Genomic DNA, 23,099 nt, shown 5'->3' with positions numbered 1-23,099 from the left:
ATCGACAGAGCTCATGGGCAGTGCCATACTTGGGCACACCCGCACCCTGTCGTGCGCGTGCTGGGCTCGACACCGGATTGAACTTGGCGGTTTGCGCCGGTGTCGGGCCTGTTTCTTCGGCGGTAAATCCTCTTTTACCGCATCAGGCCTGCTGCGTCACCCCTTCCTGAACCGGCTCCCGCCGGGACGCATCTGCTCTCGCCCTACGGGCTCCTTTCGATGCGTCCCATAACCTCAGCGCCACCCGTATCAGTCATCTCGGATTAGCCCGGAAGACTAGAAAACATTCCGAATTCCTGACTGACGCCGCCGTTTAACGTCGGATTTCGACCGCCGTTCACAGGTAGACCTCGGTTCCCTCAAACTCTGCTTTCACCGGGGTCGAGACGGACAGAGGCAGCCACGGAACGTGAACCTCTCCATCGTCGGACATGTCGGGCAGATCAATCTGGCCTCTCTGTGACCCGGGTACGCCTTTGGGCCACAACCAGACTGGAACGTACACCTCGCCCGTCATCTGGAATTTTCCGCCCGATCCACCTTCGATGCCTAGATAGATGCGCCCGCTGCTTCTCGGCGGCGACGTCGCATTGCAAGCATCTCTTCCGTGGGTGTCCAGTATGCTGGACTGCGCCCACCAAAGACATCCTGCAGCGGACAGCAAGAAAACCATAAACGTCAGGACTGAAAAGAGCTGTACACCGGAGAACTTGCGACGTCTTTTCACTGGCAAACGCATATGCATAACCATGTCATGGATTTTTGGTCTGTTCCGCTGGTCTCCCTCTGGCAGAGAATGACCTCGAATCGCCGTCCCGTAGTAGATTCCATAGGGACAACATATCCCTATCTAACCCAGTGAACCTTATACTTTTCCTCAACTCTTTCTATTTCTGCTTTGATGCCGGGCAGATCAATTCTGGCGTGTCCCGTTGAAAAACTGGGTTCCGCGCTCTTGTTCTCTACCGGAAGACCGGTATGGCGATGGTCGGGAAAGAAGTTGACGTCGTGATGGTCAGGTGCGTCATCGATTCGTGCGACCTGGGTGCCATTAGGAAGATTCACCATGTAGGAATATCCACGTTTAACGGTACTATGAATCCTGAGTATCACGGTAAATCCGGATACCCGCCGGATCCCGGTGATTTCCCTTTCGATATCTTTTATTTTTTTGACCTTGCAATCCAGTTCCTGATCGACCAGCTCAATGGTCTCGGAAAAGTAAGCCTTATCAGTAGACAGATCGAGCGGCTGCAACGCCAGTCTGCGGGGTGAGCCACACCACGCAGCCAGATAATTCAGCACTGAGTCCGCCTGGAATGCCTCCGTTGCGTGCGGCTGACAGAGAAGGAGTTGCATAGACTCCCCAGTCTGGCTGCCCCATGTCGTGGTGATCAACGCAACATCTGCGGCGCCACAAAGGAGGCATCCATCCGTTCGCCAAAGTGCGGTTTGCGTGACAAAAGTATTCTGCCGGCGCCCTTCTGCAAACGCTTTCGCGGTGGCCAGATGGCGTGACTTTTGATGGGCCTCTTTGTAAGAACGGATCCGCTCTGCCGCTGACCGCGCACCAACCCGCTCCAGAAACTCATGCTCACCCAACATGTTCTTCGACCGGAATCCGTGCCTCTCCAGCCGGGATGCAACGGATGCGAATTCAGCTAGGCTGCCGCCCGGCGTGAAATGGTAAATGCGAGGCACCGGACACATTTCGTTGATGTCGTAGCAGCAGCAAAATATCGGAGGATTGTCGACTAAGACAAAGGTGTCATCCGATTCATCAATCATGGATTGAAGCTGCTCCACAGTATCCAGACGAAGCCTTAGAAAACGAGCGTTGTCGTTTATTTGCGGCGAATACACCGTCACCCATTTGTCGAGATCCCGCCCGCTAAGCTTATGGGAAAGCCCAAACCGAAAATAATCATCAAAATCGATCATCTACAAGATTCTCACAAACTCATCATACTTATGCTAGCGGCATCGAATGCACGAACTTGAGGAGTAGTCGTGAGCCTGCGTATTTCCATTCGTCATACCGCCCCACGACAACTGCCGAAGCGGAGGTCCTCGGATGCAGGCGAGGAAAGCCTGGTCGCAACATGCAACTGTAACCGGAGTGAATAGTGGGCATATCAATTCAGTCATTTCCAAGCCGACCAACATCATTGGCTCTCGTTCATCACGGACGCCATCGCGTGAGGTGTCATTTCTACTAGCGAGCACGACGACATCCGGCATGTGAGCAGGGCTAGTACGTAATTCCGAACAGATCTGACGAATGCGGTTCGGAATTGCCCGCCCGAGTTTAGTCCTTGGGCGCACGCATATCGCGCCCAAGAACAGAGCTCAATCCCGCTGTTGAGCACCCGCCGACAATTCCGCAATCTACCGGAGCATCATCGGCAAGACACCTAACCTCACAACACGCGGGCAACGATCACTGGCATAGCTATATCGAAAGGCATTAGATTCGGCCTATGCCCGCCTCCCCGCACCCATGCATCGACCATGTCCCCCCATTCCTGGAGCATATGCCGACGCTGTATGGCATACTCGGCCTTGTTGTATACCGCCCTCGAAGACCGCCCATCCCCTCCGTGCGCCAGCGACTTTTCGATCCAGTCGCCATTGAAGCCCGCTTCGTTAAGCAGCGTTGAGCCCGTGCGCCTTAAATCATGGACGGTGAATGGCTGCAAGGGCAGTCCAGCCACTTTTGCCCGTTCGGCAACGAGCTGCGTAACCCGATTTAATGTCGCCTTGGACATGCATCGATCCGCGGCATAGCGGGAAGGCAACACATATCGGGAACCTGCCGCGCAGGTATGCAGCGCCACCATGATGTCGATCGACTGGCGGGACAAATATACGTTGTGGGCGCGCCGCGCTTTCATCCGGGACTTCGGTATGGTCCACACCGCAGCTTCGAAATCGACCTCATCCCACGTTGCCTCGATCAATTCGCTCTTACGCACCATCGTCAGCAAAATGAGGCGCAAAGCCAGCCGGATCGTCGGGTACGTCGCCACCTGCTCCAGTTGTCGATGCATGAGCCGAATTTCCAACGGCGAGAGGACTCGGTCCTTCGGCACAAACGTGGCGATCGATGCGACGCCAACCTCGTCTGCCGGATTCTCGACTTTCTCTCCGTGCAGATTCGCGTAAGCATAAATCTGCTTAACGATATCGCGGAGATGAACTGCGGTTGCCGGCGCACCACGCTCCTTGACCCGCATGCAGAGAGCCCGCAGATCGTCAGCAGTGACCTCGGAAAGAAGCCTTTCCTTGAAGGCCGGCAGGATATCGCGCACGACGATGCTCCTGCGCACGGACCGCGTCGTGTCCGCCATTTTGGCTCCGTCAAGCCAGCTAGCAGCCCATTCACCGAAGGTCTTCGCCACAGCGCGCCGCTGCTTTTCCCGCTGTTTCTCCACGGCCGGCGACTTGCCCTCAAGGACAGCACGACGAGCGTCTAGCAGCTTTTCCCTTGCTAACGCCAGCGAGATGCCGCTTCGACCATAGCGACCGATTGTCAGCGTTTCTCGCCGTCCGTTAATGCGATAGTCGTATCGAAAGGAAATGGTGCCCGCCGGAGATACTGCGACGTACATGCCGTCGCGGTCGGCGATCTTGTACGCGGCTGTGCGGGGCTTAAGGTTGCGGAGTGCAAATTCGGTGAGCATCGTTTCTCGTTCTCGTGGTTGGTACACCTTTTACCGTCACCAACCACGAGCCCTCGATGTGCCCGCAAACCCGCACCACGTCTAGCTTTTTGGAAAGAATTTTACCGTCGCGGCCGAATCGCGCTGCCGGTAAATTATCGAGTTGCAATCGTGCATTCGGCGCATACCGTCCGCTATACCGTCATTTTACGGCGCACAACGGCCTGGCTGTCTCTGGAATCTTCGAAAATTTCGCTTCTATATCAATGACTTACAACGAAATGATCAACAAAGAACTTTTTACATCATCCATCGCAAGTCATTGATTTTATTTGGAATTTTTTACCGCCTACTCCCACTCGATTGTCGCCGGCGGCTTCCCCGAGATGTCATAAACAACCCGGTTAATCCCCCGCACTTCATTGATGATGCGGTTCGACACATGCCCGAGCAGTTCATGCGGCAGATGTGCCCAATGCGCGGTCATGAAGTCCTGCGTCTGCACCGCACGCAGCGCTACGACATACTCATAAGTCCGCCCATCGCCCATCACCCCCACGCTCTTCACCGGCAGAAACACCGCAAACGCCTGGCTCGTCAAGTCGTACCACGACTTACCCGTTTCCTTGTCGATAAAGGTACGCAGCGTCTCAATGAAAATCGCATCCGCGCGGCGCAGCAGATCGGCAAAGTCACGCTTCACTTCACCCAGAATCCGCACGCCCAGACCCGGACCCGGGAACGGATGGCGATACACCATCGCGGGCGGCAAACCAAGCTTCACGCCGAGTTCACGCACTTCGTCCTTGAACAGCTCGCGCAACGGCTCGAGCAGCTTCAGATTCAGCGTCTCCGGCAGACCGCCCACGTTGTGGTGGCTCTTGATCGTCTGCGTGGCCTTCTTGCCCTTGCCTGCCGATTCGATCACGTCCGGGTAAATCGTGCCTTGCGCCAGCCACTTCGCATCAGTCAGCTTGTTGGCTTCAGCCTGGAACACTTCGACGAATTCCGCGCCGATGATCTTGCGCTTCGCTTCCGGGTCAGTCACGCCAGCGAGCTTCGAGAGGAACACTTCGCTCGCGTCCACGTGAATCACCTTCACGCCGAGGTGGTCCGCGAACGTCGCCATCACCTGCTCGGCTTCGTTCAAACGCAGCAGGCCGTGATCGACGAACACGCAGGTCAGCTGATCGCCAATCGCACGATGCAGCAACGCCGCCGCCACCGACGAATCCACGCCACCCGACAGCCCCAGGATCACGTGCTCGGTGCCGACCTGCTCGCGAATCTTCGCGACCGCTTCATCGACGTAGTGGCCCATTTCCCAATCGGAGCGCGCGCCGCAGATCTTCAGCACAAAGCGCTCGATCATCGCGCGGCCCTGCACCGTGTGCGTGACTTCCGGGTGCCACTGCAAGCCGTAGAAATGGCGTGCTTCGTCAGCCATTGCGGCGATCGGGCACGACTCCGTGGACGCCATCAGCTGGAAGCCTGCCGGCATTTCCAGCACCTTGTCGCCGTGGCTCATCCACACCTTCAGCATGCCGTGACCTTCCGGCGTCGTGAAGTCGCTAATGCCTTCGAGCAGGCTCGTATGGTTGCGCGCGCGTACTTCGGCGTAACCGAACTCGCGCACGTGGCCGTTTTCGACCTTGCCGCCAAGCTGCTCGGCCATTGCCTGCATGCCGTAGCAGATGCCGAGCACCGGCACGCCGAGTTCGAACACCGCTTGCGGCACGCGCGGCGTGTCCGTCTCGGTGACCGAGCTCGGGCCGCCCGACAGGATCACGCCCTTCGGCGCGAAGTCGCGGATGAACGCCGCGTCGACGTCGTACGGATGGATTTCCGAGTACACGTTCGCCTCGCGGACGCGACGTGCAATCAATTGGGTGACTTGCGAACCGAAGTCGAGGATCAGGATTTTGTCATGCATGGCAGCGGACGGATTCAAAAGTGAACGGATAAGGAAAGCCGCGCACGAGGCGCGGCGTTGAATTCAAAACGGCCCAGGATGTAAGGCCATCTCGGGCAGCGCAAGCTCGGGCGTGACGCGATCGCAGCAGCACATGCAACCAGCGCGGCAACGAGCGCACCATCAAGCACGCGCGCAGACGGAATCCGGAAGCTTCGGCAGGTGGCGTGGCGCTCCGGGCCTCAGCCATGAAATGGCGGCCGTGGCCCGCCCGGCGCATCCGCCGCGGCGCTGCGCGCTTCGACGTCGCTGGCCGAGAGCGCGCCTGGCCGGTTTGCCGCAGCGAAGTCCGGTTCGACCGGATGCCCGGTGGCAGGACTAATCGGGCTGGCAGGACGCGCTGCAGGCGGCACGACGGGCTCCAGCACAGGATCCACTACCGCGGGTTCAGCCCGGTACGTAACCGCGTCGCGTCCCCTGGCAGCGTCTTTCGCCGCCTGCTTTTCGGCACGTTCCGCAGCAACGGCCTCAGCGAGGCGCAACCGCTCGCGGCGCCGTACTGCGCCCGACAGCCGCACACCGCCCAAGCCCACGACGACCAGCACCACACCGGCCAGCACGGCGATAAGCTGACCGAAACCGGTCAACTCAGGACGGTGCATGCCGATCAGCCAGACCAGCATCAAGAGGCCCGCCAGCCAGTTCACATGCCCGACGACCTTGGCGACCGTGGCGGTCAGCGCGCCGTCGATGGACGCATGGAAAGCCAGCCACGCGAGCCCGATCAGCGCGATGCCGAGCCCCTGCCCCACCAGGGTGGGCTGGGCCTGCACCAGTTGCAGCGCGTTGTACAGCGAAGTCCAGGGCGTCAACAGGAACAGCAGGCCGAACGCCAGCAACAGCAAGGCATCGATGATCAGTACAGCGCGCAGCAGCGGCTTCATGGGCGATTAGTCCACGTGGTAGTTAGGCGCTTCCTTGGTGATCTGCACGTCGTGAACGTGCGACTCGCGCAAGCCTGCGCCAGTGATCTGCACGAACTCGGCCTTGTCGTTCATCTCGGAGATGGTGCGGCAACCGCAGTAGCCCATGCTGGCGCGCACGCCACCGATCAGCTGGTACAGGATCGCCGTGACCGAGCCCTTGTAGGCGACGCGGCCTTCGATACCTTCCGGCACCAGCTTGTCGATGTTCGCGGAGTTGTCCTGGAAGTAGCGGTCTGCTGCGCCGTCTTTCATCGCGCCGACCGAGCCCATGCCACGGTACGACTTGTACTGGCGGCCCTGATACAGGAACACGTCGCCCGGCGCTTCTTCGGTGCCGGCGAACATGCTGCCCATCATCACAGCGCTCGCACCGGCGGCCAGCGCCTTGCTGACGTCGCCCGAGAAACGCACGCCACCGTCGGCGATCACCGGCACACCCGTGCCCTTGAGCGCTTCCGAGACGTTGGCGATCGCCGTGACTTGCGGCACGCCGACGCCTGCGACGATACGTGTGGTGCAGATCGAGCCCGGGCCGATACCGACCTTGACGCCGTCCGCGCCGTATTCGACCAGCGCCTTGGCAGCGGCCGCGGTAGCGATGTTGCCGCCGATCACTTCGACATGCGGGAAATTCTTCTTGACCCACTGCACGCGCTCGAGCACGCCCTTGCTGTGGCCGTGTGCGGTGTCCACGACGATCACGTCGACGCCGGCTTGCACCAGCAGTTCCACGCGCTCTTCGTTGTCCGCACCGACGCCGACCGCGGCGCCTGCGCGCAGCTTGCCGTGTTCGTCTTTACAGGCATCCGGGTGTTCGGTCTGCTTGGTGATGTCCTTCACCGTCATCAGGCCGCGCAGTTCGAATGCGTCGTTGATGACCAGCACGCGTTCCAGACGGTGGCTGTGCATCAGCGCCTTGGCTTCGGCGAGCGGCGTACCTTCCTTGACCGTCACGAGGCGCTCGCGCGGCGTCATGATGTTGCGCACCGGCTCGTCCAGACGCTCTTCGAAGCGCAGGTCGCGGTTAGTGACGATGCCGATCAGTTGCGCACCTTCCACCACCGGGAAGCCCGAAATGCCATGCTGCTGCGACAGGGCGATCACATCGCGCACCTTCATTTGCGGCGGCACCGTGATCGGATCGCGCACCACACCCGATTCGAAGCGCTTCACCTTGGCGACTTCACGCGCCTGTTCAGCCGGCGTGAGGTTCTTGTGGATGATGCCCACGCCACCCAGTTGCGCCATCGCAATCGCGAGGCGGGCTTCGGTGACGGTGTCCATGGCGGCGGACACGAGCGGCATGTTCAGGGAAATGTTGCGGGTCAGCCTGGTCTTGAGGCTGGTGTCGCGCGGCAGAACATCGGAGTAGGCCGGGACGAGGAGCACGTCATCGAACGTGAGTGCTGTTTGGATCAGACGCATGGCAAATCCTATAGGCGCAAAAGCGAATTATACGCGATACCTCCCCGGTTTTCACTGCACGAACAGCAGGTTAGCGAATTTCCGCTGATTTTCCAGGGTCTTTTCGCAGAGGAATTTCGCTTCGCCGTTCGGGTCGGGTTCGATCCGGTTTCGTTTCTCCAGACAAGTGCAGGATCGAACAAGACACCCTGCGGCCGCCCGGTTAAGCTGCGCACCTGTTCAGTTTTATGTCGGAGTAGTCGATGCAGCGTGGTGTAGCGTACGGCGTCATGGCCGGGGCGTTGTGGGGCATGGTGTTTCTGGTGCCGAGGATGTTGCCCGATTTTTCCCCGCTGCTCCTCAGCGCGGGCCGCTACACCATGTACGGCATCGTCTCGCTGGCCGCCGCCCTGCCAATGGCGCGCTCGCTCGTCACCCGCCTGACCCGTGAAGATCTGGTGGCGCTGGTCAAGCTGGCGCTGGCCGGCAACCTGCTCTACTACATTCTTCTGACGAGTGCCGTGCACCTGGTCGGGATTGCGCCAGCGTCGTTGATCGTCGGCGTGCTGCCGGTCACCGTCACCCTGCTCGGCCGCCGCGACCACGGCGCCGTGCCGCTCGCCCGTCTGGCGTGGCCGCTGGCGATGGTGCTGGCGGGCATCGCCTGTATCAATGTCGATGTATTCACCGTCGCCGATGGGGCGGCGGGCACGCCGGCCGGCATCCTCAGCAAGCTCGCCGGGCTTGCCTGCGCGGTCGGGGCGCTGGTCTGCTGGACGTGGTTCGCGGTCGAAAACGCTCGCTATCTGCAGCGCCAGAATCATTTCAGCGGCAACGAGTGGTCAGTCTTGTGGGGTGTGGTGACCGGAGCGCTCGGCGCGGCGCTGTGGCTGGTGATCGCGCTGCTGCCGTCCGGCAGCCTGCAGACGACGCTCGACAGCCCGCGCTGGCACACCTTCTGGGTGCTCAATCTGGGGCTGGCGATCGGCGCCTCGTGGCTCGGCAACGGGCTGTGGAACGCCGCTTCGAAGCGCTTGCCGCTGACCTTGTCAGGCCAGATGATCGTGTTTGAAACGCTGTTTGCGCTGCTTTATGCGTTCATTTACGACCACCGGCTGCCGCGTCCGCTCGAAATGGCGGCCATCGCGTTGCTGGTGGCGGGTGTGAGCTGGTCGGTGCGGCAGCACGCGGGGGACGATTCGGCGGCGCTGCCGATTGAAGAGAAGGCGCAGGTCTCGGCACATTGAGCGGCCGGACTGGCCAGCGCGGCCGAGGGTCAACCGGCGCGCGCCGCCAACGAGGGCGCCAGGCGCAGCGGCGGCAGCGGGCTATCGAGGCGCATTGAGCGCCGGGCAGGCTTCCCCTACCGCGAATCCCGGTTCTGCCACTTGCGCCCTTCGATCGAGCCTTCCTTGCGGGTCTTCTCGACGCGCCGCTGGCGCGCCGCCTTCGGATCGACGATCAGGGGCCGGTAGACTTCCACGCGGTCATGGTCGGCGAGCACCGTATCGAGCGGCTTCAACTTCCCGAACACGCCCACCTTCTGCTTCTCGAGATCGATCTGAGGATAGCGTTTGAGGATGCCGCTGGCGTCGAGCGCCTGCTGCAGGGTTGCCCCCTCCGGCAGCTCGACGGCGATCAGCGCCTGCTCATTGGGCAGTGCGTAGCAGACTTCGATCGACAGCATCGCGCTCATGCCTTACCGTAGCGCTGGTCGGCGCGCTTCACGAACGATTCGACGAAGGTGTTGGCAATATGGCTGAACACCGGGCCAATGATCTTCTCGAGGATGATGTTGGTGAATTCGTAGTGCAGCGCGAATTCGATCTTGCAGGCGTCCTCACGCAACGCCGTAAAGCGCCAGTAGCCGGTGAACTTGCGAAACGGGCCGTCCGCGAACTCCATATCGATGCGCTCGGGCCGCTTCATGCTGTTGCGGGTGGCGAAGTGCTGCTTGATGCCCTTGAAGTTGATGTCGATCTTCGCCTCCATGCCATCTTCGTCCTGGCGACGGATCTCGACCCCGCCGCACCACGGGAGGAAATTGGGGTAATCGGCGACATCGGTGACGAGGTCGAACATCTGTTCCGCCGAATGGCGTATCAACACGGTTTTCTGGACATCTGCCATAAATTGGACAGCACGTGGCAAGGGTGGACAAGCGCCGCGGGCTTTCCTTGCCCCGCTTTGCTAAAATCGTGATTTTAAACGAGTTGGGCACTTTCCATTCATGAGCATCATAGACAACAGAAAAGCCTTCTACGACTATTCGGTCGAAGAACGCTACGAAGCAGGACTCGTGCTCGAAGGATGGGAGGTCAAAGCCTTGCGGGCCGGCCGCGGCCAGATCAAGGAAGGCTATGTCGTCATCAAGAACAACGAGCTGTTCCTGATCGGCACGCACATCAGCCCGCTGCCCGAAGCGTCGACCCACATCACGCCCGACCCGGTGCGCACCCGCAAGCTGCTCCTGCATAGCGAGGAGATCAGCAAGCTGATCGGCAAGGTCGAGCAGCGTGGTTATACGCTCGTGCCGCTAAACTTTCATTACAAGGGCGGCCGCGTCAAATGCGAAATCGGCCTTGCCAAGGGCAAGAAGCAGCACGACAAGCGCGAGACTGAGAAGAAACGGGACTGGGAACGGGAGAAGGCGCGGTTGATGCGGAATCCGACCTGAGCGCGGCGCCAGATTGTGGCGTTTGCCTGCGGCGCCTTGCTTTTGGTGGTTTGCCTGCGGTGTTGGCCTTTCCTTGTTGTGTTATTGGTCTATTAGCTTCGCCCCTGTGCGGGGCGGCACTTGCTTTCTTTGCCGCCGCAAAGAAAGTAAGCAAAGAAAGCGGGCTGACAACCGCTAGCTAGTAGGTGTCCACCGCTCAGACGAACCCGCAGTGGTCCGAGACGAGACCTGCCCTCGCATTTCACCCGCTAGTGACAAAGGGCTCATCCACCCCACTTCGCACTACGTGCGTCGCGGATGGGTTTGCTCGGGAAAACGGGGCTGCCACGATACGCGGCAAATGACCCTGCCTTTCCCGTTTCAGAAGCCCTTCTCTGCGTTGCGTTCGGAACGGCATCCCGCTACCCACCTCGCGCCTCTGACCCTCAGGGGTGCCGACCTCACCCAAGGACACTCGAGCGGCGAGAAGCGCCAACTTACGAAAATTGGCAAGCCAAAATAGTTAGACGGCCTACAAAATGTGCAGGAGGCGTTATGCCCTACGGCGGGGCGCGTAGCGCGACGCTGGAGCGGATGAGTGCTGTGTCACCAACGCGGGTGGTGCGATGGCGGGTCTCGTCTTGGGCCGCTCCCGATAGCAGACCGAGATGGCTCACTACAAGCTGGCGGTTGTCAGCCCGCTTTCTTTGCTTACTTTCTTTGCGGCGGCAAAGAAAGTAAGTGCCGCCCCGCACAGGGGCGAACCTAATAGACCAATAACACAACAAGGAAAGGCCAACACCGCAGGCAAACCACCAAAAGCAAGGCGCCGCAGGCAAAAAAACAACCAAACACCATGCCCTCCTACCGCACCTCAGCCGCGCCCTTCCCCTTGTTCACAATGGTCAGCGCCGAGGCGATCATCGCGCTCATATTCGACAGATCGCCCGGCACGATCAGCGTGGTGCCCTGCTTCGCCAGGTTGGCAAACGCGTTCACATACTGTTCGGCCACCTTCAAGTTCACGGCCTCCATGCCGCCAGCCGACTGAATCGCCGCTGCGATCTTCTGGATCGCCTGGGAATTGGCTTCGGCCACCGCCAGAATCGCCGCAGCCTGACCCTGCGCCTGGTTGATGGCTGCCTGGCGCTCGCCCTCGGACTTCTGGATCGACGCCTCGCGCCCGCCCGAGGCGATGTTGATCTGCTCCTGCTTGCGCCCTTCCGACGCCGCGATCAGCGCGCGCTTCTCACGCTCGGCAGTAATCTGCGCCTGCATGGCATGCAGGATTTCCTTCGGCGGCGTGAGATCCTTGATTTCGTAGCGCAGCACCTTCACACCCCAGTTCGACGCCGCTTCGTCGAGCGACGAGACGATGCTGTGATTGATGAAGTCGCGCTCTTCAAACGTCTTGTCGAGTTCGAGCTTGCCGATCACCGAGCGCAGCGTGGTCTGCGACAACTGCGTAATCGCAAACACGAAGTTGCTCGAACCGTACGACGCCTTCATCGGATCGGTGACCTGAAAGTACAGCACGCCATCCACCTGCAACTGGGTGTTATCGCGCGTGATACAGACCTGGCTCGGCACATCCAGCGGAATTTCCTTGAGGACGTGCTTGTAGGCGATGCGGTCGACAAACGGCACCACGAAGCTCAAGCCCGGCGTCAGCGTGGCGTGATAGCGGCCGAGCCGCTCCATCACCCATGCGTGCTGCTGCGGCACGATCTTGATGGTCTGCGCGGCAATCACGATCACGATGATGAGAAGCACTACCGCGACGATAGTCGAATCCATGGTTGCTCCAGTTTCTGGTTTGAATTGTTATGGTGTCTGTGCAGACACACCCGCAGGCCGCTTGCTTGCCACCACGATCAGGCGGCTGCCGTCCAGCGCGCTGATCTCGTAGACATGCGCGTCTTCCGGCTCACCCGGCGCCAGTTCGACATCCCAGGCAGCGCCGCGATAGTTGGCACGCGCCCGGCGCTCGCGCCAGGCGGTCACGGTCAGCGTCTGACCGATATCCAGGTTCACGTCCGGATTGCTCGCCGAATCTTTGCGCTTTCTGCGCCCAAAGCGCGAGCGCCGCAACGCGATCACCGCGACGAGCGCCACTACCGCCGCGAGTGCGAACTGCACGTCGGGATTGGCGCCGGCAAGGCGCGCGAGAGCCGCGGCCACGAAACCCAATGCGATCATCAACAGATAGAAGGTGCCGCTCATCAACTCCAGCACGATAAGCACGCCCGCCCCGATCCACCAGAACAGTCCACCTGGCGCCACGTCGACCTCCATTGAGCTGCATGGGACCCAAGTAAGTGCTGAAGCACTAACTCGGGCCGACCGCCTTGCATGGGACCCAAGTAAGTGCTGAAGCACTAACTCGGGCCGACCGCCTTGCATGGGACCCGAGTAAGTGCTGAAGCACTAACTCGGGCCGACAAATGCAAAACACCCCGGATCTACCGAGGTGTTTATAGCACGAAGCTGGTGCAATTTACCGTCCGGTGCGGTTCACTTTGATGAACCGCACCGCCCGGCGATGCGCACTGCTTATTTTGCCGACGACTTAGCCAACGCCTGCCACGTTTCGATGATCGTGTCCGGGTTCAGCGAAATCGACGCAATGCCTTGATCCGTCAGCCATTGCGCGAAATCCGGATGATCCGACGGGCCCTGGCCGCAAATACCGACGTACTTGTTCAGCCGCAGACACGTTTCAATGGCGCGCTTGAGCATGAACTTGACGGCCGGGTCGCGTTCGTCGAAATCGACGGCCAGCAACTCCATACCCGAGTCGCGGTCCAGACCCAGCGTCAACTGCGTCAGGTCGTTCGAACCGATCGAGAAGCCGTCGAAGAACTGCAGGAATTCTTCGGCGAGGATCGCGTTCGACGGCACTTCGCACATCATGATCAGGCGCAGACCCTTCTCGCCGCGTTTGAGGCCGAACTTGTCGAGCAGCCCCACCACCTTCTCGGCCTGCTTGAGCGTACGCACGAACGGCACCATGATCTCGACGTTGTCGAGGCCCATCTCTTCGCGCACCTTCTTCAGCGCGATACATTCCATCTGGAACGCTTCGGCAAAGTCTTCCGCGATGTAACGCGAAGCGCCGCGGAAACCCAGCATCGGGTTTTCTTCGTCCGGCTCGTAACGCGAACCGCCGATCAGCTTCTTGTACTCGTTCGACTTGAAGTCCGACAGACGCACGATGACAGGCTTCGGATAGAACGCCGCAGCGATCGTCGCGATACCTTCGGTCAGCTTATCGACGTAGAACGCGCGCGGCGATGCATGACCGCGGGCCACGCTCTCGACCGCCTTCTTCAGGTCCTGATCGATATTCGGGTACTCGAGAATCGCCTTCGGGTGCACGCCGATGTTGTTGTTGATGATGAACTCGAGACGCGCCAGACCCACGCCGCCGTTCGGCAGTTGCGAGAAATCGAAGGCGAGCTGCGGGTTGCCGACGTTCATCATGATCTTCACCGGAATCGGCGGCAGTTCGCCGCGCTGGACTTCGGTGATTTCGGTTTCGAGCAGACCGTCGTAGATCTTGCCTTCGTCGCCTTCCGCGCACGACACGGTAACCAGCGCACCGTCCTTCAGCAGGTCCGTTGCGTCGCCGCAGCCCACCACCGCCGGCACGCCCAGTTCACGCGCGATGATGGCTGCGTGGCAGGTCCGGCCGCCACGGTTCGTGACGATCGCCGAGGCACGCTTCATCACCGGCTCCCAGTTCGGGTCGGTCATGTCGGCCACCAGCACGTCGCCCGGCTGCACACGGTCCATTTCCGACGGATCGTGGATCACCCGCACCGGACCCGCGCCGATCTTCTGACCGATCGCGCGACCCGTGACGATGACTTGCGACTGACCCTTCAGCTTGAAGCGCTGCTCGGCCTTGCCGGCTGCCTGGCTCTTCACGGTTTCCGGACGTGCCTGCAGGATGAAAATCTTGCCGTCGCGACCGTCCTTGCCCCACTCGATGTCCATCGGACGCTCGTAGTGCTTCTCGATGATCACGGCGTACTTCGCCAGTTCGATCACGTCTTCGTCGGTGATCGAGAAGCGGTTGCGCTGCTCGTGCGTCACGTCGACGGTCTTCACACGGCCCGGCTCGCCCGGCTTGGTGAATTCCATCTTGATGAGCTTCGAGCCGATCGAGCGGCGGATGATCGGGTACTTGCCTTGGGCGAGCGTGGTCTTGAAGACGTAGAACTCGTCCGGATTCACCGCGCCCTGCACGACGGTTTCGCCCAGACCGTAACTCGACGTGATGAACACCGCGTCCTTGAAGCCGGATTCCGTGTCGAGCGTGAACATCACGCCGGCAGCGCCGACGTCCGAGCGCACCATGCGCTGCACGCCCGCCGACAACGCGACTTCAGCGTGGGTGAAGCCCTTGTGGACGCGATAGGAGATAGCGCGGTCGTTGTAGAGCGACGCGAACACGTGCTTCATGCGATCGAGCACGTCTTCGATGCCGACCACGTTCAGGTAGCTTTCCTGCTGGCCCGCGAACGATGCATCCGGCAAATCTTCTGCCGTAGCGGACGAACGGACAGCGAACGAAAGCTCTTCAGGCGAGCTGTTCTGGAGCGTGTCGAAGCCCGCACGAATGTCAGCCTCGAGCTTCGGCTGCATCGGCGCGTCAACGATCCACTGACGGATTTCCTTGCCTGCTTCGGCGAGCGCCTTCACGTCGTCGACGTCGAGCGTCTCGAGACGTTTGGCGATGCGTTCCGTGAGGTTGTTGTGATGGAGGAAGTCGCGGAATGCAAGTGCCGTCGTAGCGAAGCCGGTCGGCACACGAACGCCTGCCTGAGCGAGTTGACTGATCATCTCGCCCAGGGACGCGTTCTTGCCGCCCACAATCTCTACATCGGTCATCCGCAACTGCTCGAACGGCACTACATACGCCTGATCCTTTGCGACGTTAACTGCGTTAGTCATACAAGCCCCTAAGTGTGGAAAAAATACACGACTGTGCAAGTGGGCTTGGACGCGAGGTGCTCATAAGAAGCATGTCTTGAATCGACGATCTCGCGTCTTGCACAACCTGTTAGATAAGCAATCGCTTGACCAGGCGCACTGAAGCGTCATCAGCAAGCGCTTAATCGAGTTCCCGCCTTTACAACCGTCTTGCCACAAAGCGCGCAAAAAGCACGACGAAGCCTACGGTTGGACGAAATTATTCAAATTCGTCGCAGGTTACGAGCAAAAAGCGGGGCGATGACCGGGCGATAAATGCGAGTTAAGCGCGGTTCGCCTGCAATTGCTTATCCAACAGGTTGCCGCTATTCTACCGTGCCGACTCTCAAAATGTGACTGTCGGACGAGAATTGCGCCTCGAAACGCGCCCCGGACCTGCCGTCGGGCTCTTCGCGAGGCCACGGCTGTCAAGGGTGCGCGAGTGGCGCCCACGGCGCGCCGCGCCGATGCCCCTGTAACTCCGGTTAGCCACCGTACAGTGAGCCTCGGTGCGACGATGTTAGATTCGAGCGAAATTTTCCGCTCACGTTCCCTGCCCACTGCCCCACTGATGCCGCCCACCGTATTCATCGTCTCCGACGGTACCGGGATCACTGCCGAAACTTTCGCGCATTCGATCCTCTCCCAGTTCGACCAGAAATTCCGCCTGGTGCGGGTTCCGTTTGTCGATTCGACCGAGAAAGCCTACGCGACGCTCGAGAAGATCAACGAAGCGACCCAGCAGGACGGCCGCAGGCCGATCGTCTTCACGACGCTGGTCGACAGCTCGTCGAACAAGATCGTCAAGGGCTCGAACGCGCTAGTGCTGGACATGTTCCAGACCTTCGTCGAGCCGCTTGAACAGGAACTGGAGCTGAAGTCGAGCCACGCGATGGGCCGTGGCCACCAGAATGCGGACACCGAGGAGTACAAGAACCGGATCGAGGCGATCAATTTCTCGCTCGCCCACGACGACGGTCAGTCCAATCGCAATCTGGCGGATGCCGACGTCATCCTGGTCGGCGTGTCGCGCAGCGGCAAGACACCGACGAGCCTGTATCTGGCGATGCAGTACGGCGTGAAGGCAGCGAACTATCCGCTGATTCCGGAAGATTTCGAGCGCGGCAAGCTGCCGACGCCGTTGCTTGAGCACCGCTCCAAGATGTTCGGGCTGTCGATCGATCCGCAGCGTCTGTCGGAGATCCGTAACGAGCGCCGTCCGGGCAGCAAATATGCGGCGCCGGAAAACTGCCGTTACGAGATCAATGAAGCCGAAGCGATGATGCGGCGCGAGGGGATCAAGTGGCTGTCATCGACGCACAAGTCGATCGAAGAGATCGCGACCACGATCCTGCAGGAGATCAAGCTGGACCGGCCGGCGTATTGAGGGAGGCGAGCGGCCGCGGCGACGAGCGCGCCAGACTTCACCGGCTGCCGCGCTGCTGGCGGCACTGCTCGAACAGACACACGGCGGCAGCCGCCGCCACGTTCAACGACTCCATCCCGCCCGGCTGCGGAATCGTCACGCGCAGCGTGATCGCATCGCGCCACGCCTGCGACACCCCTGCTCCCTCATTGCCCATCACCCACGCAAGCGATCCGGACAGGTCGCAATCGTAGATCGCCTTCGCGCCGTGCGAATCGGTAATCACCACCGGCACGGCGAGGCGCTCGATCAAGGTCTGCGGCTCGACATCCTCGTGAATCTCCAGCAGGAAGTGCGCACCCATCCCGGAGCGCAGCACTTTCGAGGACCACGCGTAAGCTGTCCCTGGTGCGCAAAACACCTGCTGAATCCCGGCGGCCGCCGCGCTGCGCAGAATCGAGCCGACATTGCCCGCGTCCTGCACGCCATCGAGCACGACGCAGGTTTGCGCTACGCGTTGCGGCAGCGGCGGCGCGAGCTTCTCGACCACCAGCAGAATCCCGACCCCGTTCACGACGTTCGACAACTGGCCGAACAGCGCATCCGGCAAAGTGACGATACGGTGCTCATCGATGCGGGAAACGATGGCTTGCGCCTCGTCGTGACGCAGCGCGCCTTCGGTGACGAGACAGGTTTCGGGTTGCCCGGCGACATCCAGATAGGCGCTCGCAAGGTGAAACCCTTCGAGCAGCGCGTGAGCGCTGCGACGCTGTTGGTGCGTCGAGCCGGCCAGTGCCTTGAGGCGCTTGTAGAGCGGATTGTCCCGCGAGGTGATGGCTTTCACAGGCAGCGAAGACAGTGAGAATGTGAGAAAAGCAGGATGAAGCGCCGATGCGGGGCGCTTCAGGAAAGCGTGCTACCGGACCGACCTGGCCGAGCCACCGAACGGGTCCGGCTCGTCGACAACCTCCCAGGCCGTCTCCACGACGGGCGCAAGCCGCGTCAGCCCGGCGCCCGGCACGTCCGCACGCTTGCTCATGCGCAGATGCGCTTCGCGTACCGGCGCAAACGAGCGCCGATGGTGTTCGCACGGCCCATGTTCACGCAGCGCCGCCAGATGCTGTGGCGTACCGTAACCCGAATGCGCGTCGAAGCCGTACACCGGAAAGGTCTGATGCAACTGCAGCAGCATGCGGTCGCGCGTGACCTTGGCGAGAATCGACGCGGCCGAGATCGACTTGACGAGCGCGTCACCGCCAACAATGGCTTCGCTGCGGATACTCAGCACCGGGCAGCGGTTGCCGTCGATCTTCACGAGCGTCGGCACGACGGCAAGGCCCTCGACGGCGCGCTTCATCGCCAGCATGGTCGCGTGCAGGATATTGAGCGTGTCGATCTCTTCGACGGAAGCCGAAGCAATGCAATACGCCAGTGCGCGATCGACGATCTTGTCATACAGTTCGTCGCGCTTTTTGGCGGTGAGCGCCTTCGAATCGTCGAGGCCGCGAATCATCGGTTTGGACGGGTCGAAAATCACCGCGGCGGCCACCACCGGGCCGGCCAGCGGCCCACGCCCGGCTTCGTCGACGCCGCAGACGATCTCGTCGGCGGCATTGAAGTCAAAGCCGGGTTGCTGCGCCGCCGTAGCGGAGTTGCGCCGAGGCGCACGGGCGCCGGTCATCGACGCCCCTTGCGGTTTTCGACGACGTTCGCCACCACTTCCGCGGCACGCTGGGCTGTGTTCTGCTTCAGCACGTGATGCATTTCCGTGAAAATTTCCGTCAGCGTGCGCCGGTTGGCGTCGTCGCGCAACTGTTTCAGGGTGGCATCGGCGAGCGCTTCAGGCGTCGCGAAGTGCTGCAGGATCTCCGGCACCACGAAGCGGCCGGCGAGGATGTTCGGCAGCCCGACGTACGGCAGATAGCCCTGACGGCGCATGATCTGCCCCGTCAGCCAGGGCACCTTGTAGGAAATCACCATCGGCTTTTTGAGCAGCGCGGCTTCCAGCGTCACCGTGCCACTCTTGACGAGGATGGCGTCGGCGGCGGTCATGGCCACCTGCGAGTTCCCATCGGTAATCGTCAGCGCGAGGCCCGGACTGGCGTCTACCAGCGGCTGCAGCAGTTCGCGCAGCGCCGGTGTGGCCGCCGGCATCACGAAGCGCACACCCGGCTCGCGATGCTGCATCAACTCCATCGCCGCGAAGAAGGTCGGGCCGATCAGATCGATTTCCGAGCGCCGGCTGCCCGGCAGCACGGCGATCACCGGGCCGCTTTCCGGCAGGCCGAGCGTGCGGCGCGCGCCCAGCGTGTCGGGCTCGAGCGGAATCTCGTCGGCCAGCGGGTGGCCAACGTAGGACGCCGCCACGCCAGCCTTCTCCAGCAGCGCGGTTTCGAACGGAAACACGCACAGCATGTGGTCGACTGCTTTGGCGATCTTCTTGATCCGCCCGCCGCGCCACGCCCAGATGGACGGGCACACGAAGTGGATGGTCGGAATGCCGGCGTCGCGCAGCGCGTGCTCGAGACCGAAGTTGAAGTCAGGCGCATCAACCCCGACGAACGCGGCCGGCGGCTCAGCCAGCAACTGGCGTTTCAGCTCGTTGCGAATGCCGAGAATGCCGGGAATATGACGCAGGGCTTCGACATAGCCGCGCACGGACAGCTTTTCCATCGGCCAATGCGCGTCGAAGCCGGTGGCGATCATGCGGGGGCCACCGATTCCGTAATACTGGGTGCCGGCCGGCAGACGGCTCGCGAGGCCGTCCAGCAGGGATGCGGCAAGCAGGTCGCCGGACGGCTCGCCGGCCACCATCGCAAGCCGTAGCGGACTGGGTTGCAAGGCCATCGGCTAGCGGATGATGCCGCGTTGCGACGCGACCACGAAGTCGAGCAGCGCCTGCACGGGCGCATCGCCCTCGCCGCCCGCCGAGGCCAGCTCGCGCAGTTGCACCTTGGCTTCCTCCAGCGACAGACCGTTCTTGTACAGCAGACGGTAGGCGGCCCGCAGCGCCGAAATCGCATCGGCGGAAAAACCGCGCCGGCGCAGACCTTCGACGTTGATGCCGTGCGGCTCGGCCTTGTTGCCGGCGGCGATCACGAACGGCGGGATGTCCTGCACGAGCGCCGACGCGCCGCCCAGCATGGAATGCGCGCCGATGCGCACGAACTGGTGCACACCCGACATGCCACCGACGATCGCGTAGTCGCCAATCGTCACGTGGCCGGCCATCTGCGCGTTGCTCGACAGGATCACGTTGCTGCCCACATGGCAGTCGTGGCCGATGTGCACGTACGCCATGATCCAGTTGTCGTCGCCGAGCGTGGTGACGCCCGCGTCCTGCACCGTGCCGGTGTGGATCGTGGTGAACTCGCGGATGGTGTTGCGGTTGCCGATCACGAGCCGGGTCGGCTCGTCGCGGTACTTCATGTCCTGCGGCCGGCCACCGACCGATGCATAGTGGCCAATGCGGTTTTCTTCGCCAATGGTCGTGTGACCTTCGATCACGCTGTGCGAGCCGACCGTCGTGCCCGCGCCAATCGTGACATGCGGGCCGACAATGGCATACGGCCCGATTTCAACCGTTTCGTCGAGCTGCGCGCCCGGCTCGACGATCGCAGTGGGATGAATCCTGCTCATGCACCCTCGCTTTGATTCTGTTGCGTTATCTGGATGCCGCGCCGGCGTGTGCCGCCGCGTCGGCTCTCCATTGCTGGCCGCCCTCCAGACGGATGCCCACGAGGGGGTGTCCGCCAGCGGTCCAGCGTTCCCGGCCTAACTTACTGGCCGTCCGTGTCCGTGTGGCGGACTGCGCACATCAGGTCGGCTTCCGCCGCAACCGCACCATCCACCTCAGCGCGCGCCTTGAACTTCCAGATGCCGCGCATATGCCGTTCGAACGTTGCGTTCAGAATCAGCTGATCGCCCGGCTCCACCACGCGCTTGAAGCGCGCGTTGTCGATGCCGACGAACAGGTACAGCGTATTGGCCGGATCATGCGGCTCTTCCGAGAACGTCAGGAGCGCCGCGGTCTGCGCCAGCGCTTCGAGGATCAGCACGCCCGGCATCACCGGACGGCTCGGGAAGTGGCCCATGAAGTACGGCTCGTTGATCGACACGTTCTTCAGCGCTTTGATGCTCTTGTGCGGTTCGAGTTCGAGCACCCGATCGACGAGCAGGATCGGATAGCGATGCGGCAGCAGCGTGAGAATCTTATGAATGTCGAGATTGATTTTTTCGGTGCTCATGGTGTTTCTACTCACGCATTGACTGCGCGATGATGACTGCGGATACGGTTCAGGTGGGTTGGTAACGCGTGCTGCCGTCGCTTCAGGTGACCCGGCAGCCCATGCTGCCCCGTCACGAAAAGCGACGCTTCCTGCTTGAAATCTGGCCGTTGCTTGCCCGGCGCCTATCCAACGCTTATTCAACGCTTACCAGCGCTTATGCCTTGTCGCCCGGCGCCTGGGCGGCCGCGGCCGCTTCCAGCGCCTTGATACGGTCGCGCAATTTGTCGAGGTTGCGCATCAGCGCCGCGCTCTTGTTCCAGTCGCGATGCTCGACGGCCGGAAACGCGCTCGTGTACATGCCGGGCTTCAACAGCGACTTCGACACGCCGGACTGCGCGGTGACGATCACATAGTCAGCCAGTGTAACGTGCCCGGCGATGCCGACTGCGCCGCCAATCATGCAATGTCGGCCAATATTGGTGCTGCCGGCAATCCCCGCACAACCGGCGATCACCGTGTAGGCGCCGATCCGGCAGTTATGGCCGATCTGCACCAGATTGTCGATCTTCACGCACTCTTCGATCACGGTATCGGCCATTGCGCCACGGTCGATCGTCGTATTGGCGCCAATTTCGACATCCGCGCCGACCGAGACGCCGCCGACTTGTGGAATCTTGACCCAGCTACCGGTGCGGGCTTCGCCTTCGCCGACGAAATCAGGTGCAAAACCGAAGCCGTCTGAGCCGATCACAGCGCCGGCGTGGATGATGACGCGCTCACCGATCTTGCAACCGTAGTACACGCTGACGTTCGGATACAGGTGCGAACCGGCGCCGATCCGCGTGCCGCGGCCGATCACCACGTTCGCGTCCAGCCGCACGTGCTCGCCGATCACCGCCCCGGCTTCCACGGTGACGTGCGGGCCGATGACGGCGGTCGCTGCCACTTGCGCGGACGGATCGATGGTCGCGCTGGCATGTACGCCCGGCACGGCCTTCGGCGCCGCCAGCTCGATGAACGTCTGCGCAACGCGAGCGAAGTAAGCGTAGGGGTTGGGCGTGACGATGAAATTACGAGCGCCGTGCGAGCGGGCTGCTGGGGCCTGCCCTTCAGGCGTGGCCAGCTTGGCCAGGTCATCGGCGTTGATCAGCACCGCACCTGCGCGGGTGGTTTCGACCTGCGACAGGTACTTCGGGTTGGCGAGGAACGCCAGCTGGTTCGGGCCTGCCTGGTCGAGCGGCGCCAGGCTGCCCACGCGGTGCGAGCGGTCTCCGACTATTTCACCGCCGAACCGCTGGACGATGTCCTCGAGCGTAAATGCCATGCGTGTACTGCTCCTGCTGTTCAGTTGCCGTTGGTGGACGACGCGCCGTTGCTGGGCGCCGCCGCAAGCGCCTTGAGCACCTGGTCGGTAATGTCGATACGCGGGCTCACATACACCGCTTCCTGAACGATCAGGTCATAGTGCTGCTGTTCGGCGATCTGCTTGATCACCTTGTTGGCGCGGTCGAGCACAGCCGCCAGCTCCTCGTTGCGGCGCTGGTTCAGGTCTTCACGGAACTCGCGCTGCTTGCGCTGAAAATCGGTGTCCAGTTGCGACAGGTCGCGCTGCTTCTCGGCGCGATCGGCCGGCGCCATCGATGCGCCGTTCTTGTCCAGCGCGTCGGACATCGACTTCAGCTTCTGCGCCATATCCTGCAGATCCTTGTCGCGCTTTGCGAACTCGGCCTCGAGCTTGGTCTGTGCCGCCTTCGCGGCAGCCGACTCGCGCAGGATGCGATCCGAGTTGACGGCCGCAATCCTGGCTTCCTGCCCGTGCGCTACGCCCACGCCCAACGTCATTGCCAGCGCAAGCGCGCACGCTACTCGTTTCGAAAACATACCGGTTCGCAAAGTCATCCTCTCGA

The 23,099-nt window shown here is 61.5% G+C and carries 20 protein-coding genes; 3 read left to right on the top strand and 17 right to left on the bottom strand.

Translation table 11 applies throughout. The features are described 5' to 3' along the window. Window positions 1–846: 846 nt before the first annotated feature. From BLQ92_RS34950 to guaB, 5 genes are all read right to left on the bottom strand, one after another. Window positions 847–1,941: a DUF6516 family protein gene (locus BLQ92_RS34950; RefSeq protein WP_090694160.1), complete on the bottom strand. Its 1,095-nt coding sequence runs from the start codon at window positions 1,939–1,941 to the stop codon at window positions 847–849. A 479-nt stretch (window positions 1,942–2,420) separates the two neighbouring features. Next, window positions 2,421–3,683 (bottom strand): tyrosine-type recombinase/integrase, encoded by a 1,263-nt coding sequence (locus BLQ92_RS34945; protein ID WP_090694156.1) that lies wholly within the window; start codon window positions 3,681–3,683, stop codon window positions 2,421–2,423. A gap of 328 nt (window positions 3,684–4,011) precedes the next feature. Continuing rightward, window positions 4,012–5,595, bottom strand: coding sequence for a glutamine-hydrolyzing GMP synthase (gene guaA, locus BLQ92_RS34940; RefSeq protein WP_090694153.1), 1,584 nt, complete (start codon window positions 5,593–5,595; stop codon window positions 4,012–4,014). 221 nt (window positions 5,596–5,816) lie between these two features. Then, the gene (locus BLQ92_RS34935; RefSeq protein ID WP_090694148.1) at window positions 5,817–6,518 is read right to left on the bottom strand and encodes a hypothetical protein; all 702 of its coding nucleotides are present in this window, start codon (window positions 6,516–6,518) and stop codon (window positions 5,817–5,819) included. A 6-nt stretch (window positions 6,519–6,524) separates the two neighbouring features. Then, a complete protein-coding gene (gene guaB, locus BLQ92_RS34930) occupies window positions 6,525–7,985 on the bottom strand; it encodes an IMP dehydrogenase (RefSeq protein ID WP_090694144.1) in 1,461 nt (486 codons plus the stop codon). 242 nt (window positions 7,986–8,227) lie between these two features. Here guaB and BLQ92_RS34925 point away from each other — a divergent pair, with 242 nt between their 5' ends. Further along, window positions 8,228–9,211, top strand: coding sequence for a DMT family transporter (locus tag BLQ92_RS34925; RefSeq protein ID WP_090694140.1), 984 nt, complete (start codon window positions 8,228–8,230; stop codon window positions 9,209–9,211). A gap of 116 nt (window positions 9,212–9,327) precedes the next feature. On the opposite strand, the gene BLQ92_RS34920 is transcribed toward BLQ92_RS34925, so the two are convergent. After that, on the bottom strand, window positions 9,328–9,660 hold the full coding sequence (locus BLQ92_RS34920; protein WP_090694135.1) for an RnfH family protein: 333 nt from the start codon (window positions 9,658–9,660) through the stop codon (window positions 9,328–9,330). Beyond that, the gene (locus tag BLQ92_RS34915) at window positions 9,657–10,094 is read right to left on the bottom strand and encodes a type II toxin-antitoxin system RatA family toxin (protein WP_090694131.1); all 438 of its coding nucleotides are present in this window, start codon (window positions 10,092–10,094) and stop codon (window positions 9,657–9,659) included. The genes BLQ92_RS34920 and BLQ92_RS34915 overlap by 4 nt, the downstream gene beginning before the upstream one ends. Window positions 10,095–10,194: 100 nt before the next feature. Between BLQ92_RS34915 and smpB the strand changes: the two genes are divergently transcribed. Then, window positions 10,195–10,641 carry an SsrA-binding protein SmpB gene (smpB, locus tag BLQ92_RS34910; protein WP_090694127.1) on the top strand — a complete coding sequence of 149 codons (447 nt, stop codon included), beginning with the start codon at window positions 10,195–10,197 and terminating at the stop codon, window positions 10,639–10,641. An 843-nt stretch (window positions 10,642–11,484) separates the two neighbouring features. On the opposite strand, the gene BLQ92_RS34900 is transcribed toward smpB, so the two are convergent. The 3 genes from BLQ92_RS34900 to ppsA all read right to left on the bottom strand — a co-directional run bounded on the left by BLQ92_RS34900 (window position 11,485) and on the right by ppsA (window position 15,579). Then, on the bottom strand, window positions 11,485–12,417 hold the full coding sequence (locus tag BLQ92_RS34900; RefSeq protein WP_090694120.1) for an SPFH domain-containing protein: 933 nt from the start codon (window positions 12,415–12,417) through the stop codon (window positions 11,485–11,487). 27 nt (window positions 12,418–12,444) lie between these two features. Then, entirely contained in the window at window positions 12,445–12,903 is a 459-nt protein-coding gene (locus BLQ92_RS34895) for an NfeD family protein (protein ID WP_090694183.1), read from the bottom strand. A gap of 270 nt (window positions 12,904–13,173) precedes the next feature. Beyond that, complete coding sequence (ppsA, locus tag BLQ92_RS34890; protein ID WP_090694116.1) at window positions 13,174–15,579, bottom strand: phosphoenolpyruvate synthase; 2,406 nt, start codon at window positions 15,577–15,579, stop codon at window positions 13,174–13,176. Window positions 15,580–16,168: 589 nt separating this feature from the next. On the opposite strand from ppsA, the gene ppsR reads away from it, so the two are divergent. After that, entirely contained in the window at window positions 16,169–16,984 is an 816-nt protein-coding gene (gene ppsR / locus BLQ92_RS34885; RefSeq protein ID WP_090694112.1) for a posphoenolpyruvate synthetase regulatory kinase/phosphorylase PpsR, read from the top strand. A gap of 37 nt (window positions 16,985–17,021) precedes the next feature. On the opposite strand, the gene BLQ92_RS34880 is transcribed toward ppsR, so the two are convergent. The 7 genes from BLQ92_RS34880 to BLQ92_RS34850 all read right to left on the bottom strand — a co-directional run bounded on the left by BLQ92_RS34880 (window position 17,022) and on the right by BLQ92_RS34850 (window position 23,085). Beyond that, window positions 17,022–17,807 carry a TrmH family RNA methyltransferase gene (locus tag BLQ92_RS34880; protein WP_090694108.1) on the bottom strand — a complete coding sequence of 262 codons (786 nt, stop codon included), beginning with the start codon at window positions 17,805–17,807 and terminating at the stop codon, window positions 17,022–17,024. A gap of 72 nt (window positions 17,808–17,879) precedes the next feature. Continuing rightward, on the bottom strand, window positions 17,880–18,644 hold the full coding sequence (rnhB, locus tag BLQ92_RS34875; RefSeq protein ID WP_090694103.1) for a ribonuclease HII: 765 nt from the start codon (window positions 18,642–18,644) through the stop codon (window positions 17,880–17,882). Continuing rightward, complete coding sequence (lpxB, locus tag BLQ92_RS34870; RefSeq protein ID WP_090694099.1) at window positions 18,641–19,810, bottom strand: lipid-A-disaccharide synthase; 1,170 nt, start codon at window positions 19,808–19,810, stop codon at window positions 18,641–18,643. The genes rnhB and lpxB overlap by 4 nt, the downstream gene beginning before the upstream one ends. A gap of 3 nt (window positions 19,811–19,813) precedes the next feature. After that, complete coding sequence (gene lpxA, locus BLQ92_RS34865; protein ID WP_090694095.1) at window positions 19,814–20,602, bottom strand: acyl-ACP--UDP-N-acetylglucosamine O-acyltransferase; 789 nt, start codon at window positions 20,600–20,602, stop codon at window positions 19,814–19,816. 140 nt (window positions 20,603–20,742) lie between these two features. Beyond that, window positions 20,743–21,210 carry a 3-hydroxyacyl-ACP dehydratase FabZ gene (gene fabZ / locus BLQ92_RS34860; RefSeq protein ID WP_090694092.1) on the bottom strand — a complete coding sequence of 156 codons (468 nt, stop codon included), beginning with the start codon at window positions 21,208–21,210 and terminating at the stop codon, window positions 20,743–20,745. A gap of 196 nt (window positions 21,211–21,406) precedes the next feature. Further along, entirely contained in the window at window positions 21,407–22,516 is a 1,110-nt protein-coding gene (gene lpxD, locus BLQ92_RS34855; RefSeq protein ID WP_090694089.1) for a UDP-3-O-(3-hydroxymyristoyl)glucosamine N-acyltransferase, read from the bottom strand. Between the two features lie 20 nt (window positions 22,517–22,536). Beyond that, window positions 22,537–23,085 (bottom strand): OmpH/Skp family outer membrane protein, encoded by a 549-nt coding sequence (locus BLQ92_RS34850; RefSeq protein WP_175772229.1) that lies wholly within the window; start codon window positions 23,083–23,085, stop codon window positions 22,537–22,539. Window positions 23,086–23,099: the final 14 nt, after the last annotated feature.

The organism is Paraburkholderia phenazinium, from assembly GCF_900100735.1.
GTDB classification, from domain to species: Bacteria; Pseudomonadota; Gammaproteobacteria; order Burkholderiales; family Burkholderiaceae; genus Paraburkholderia; species Paraburkholderia phenazinia.
This window is presented reverse-complemented; position numbering and strand designations above follow the sequence as displayed.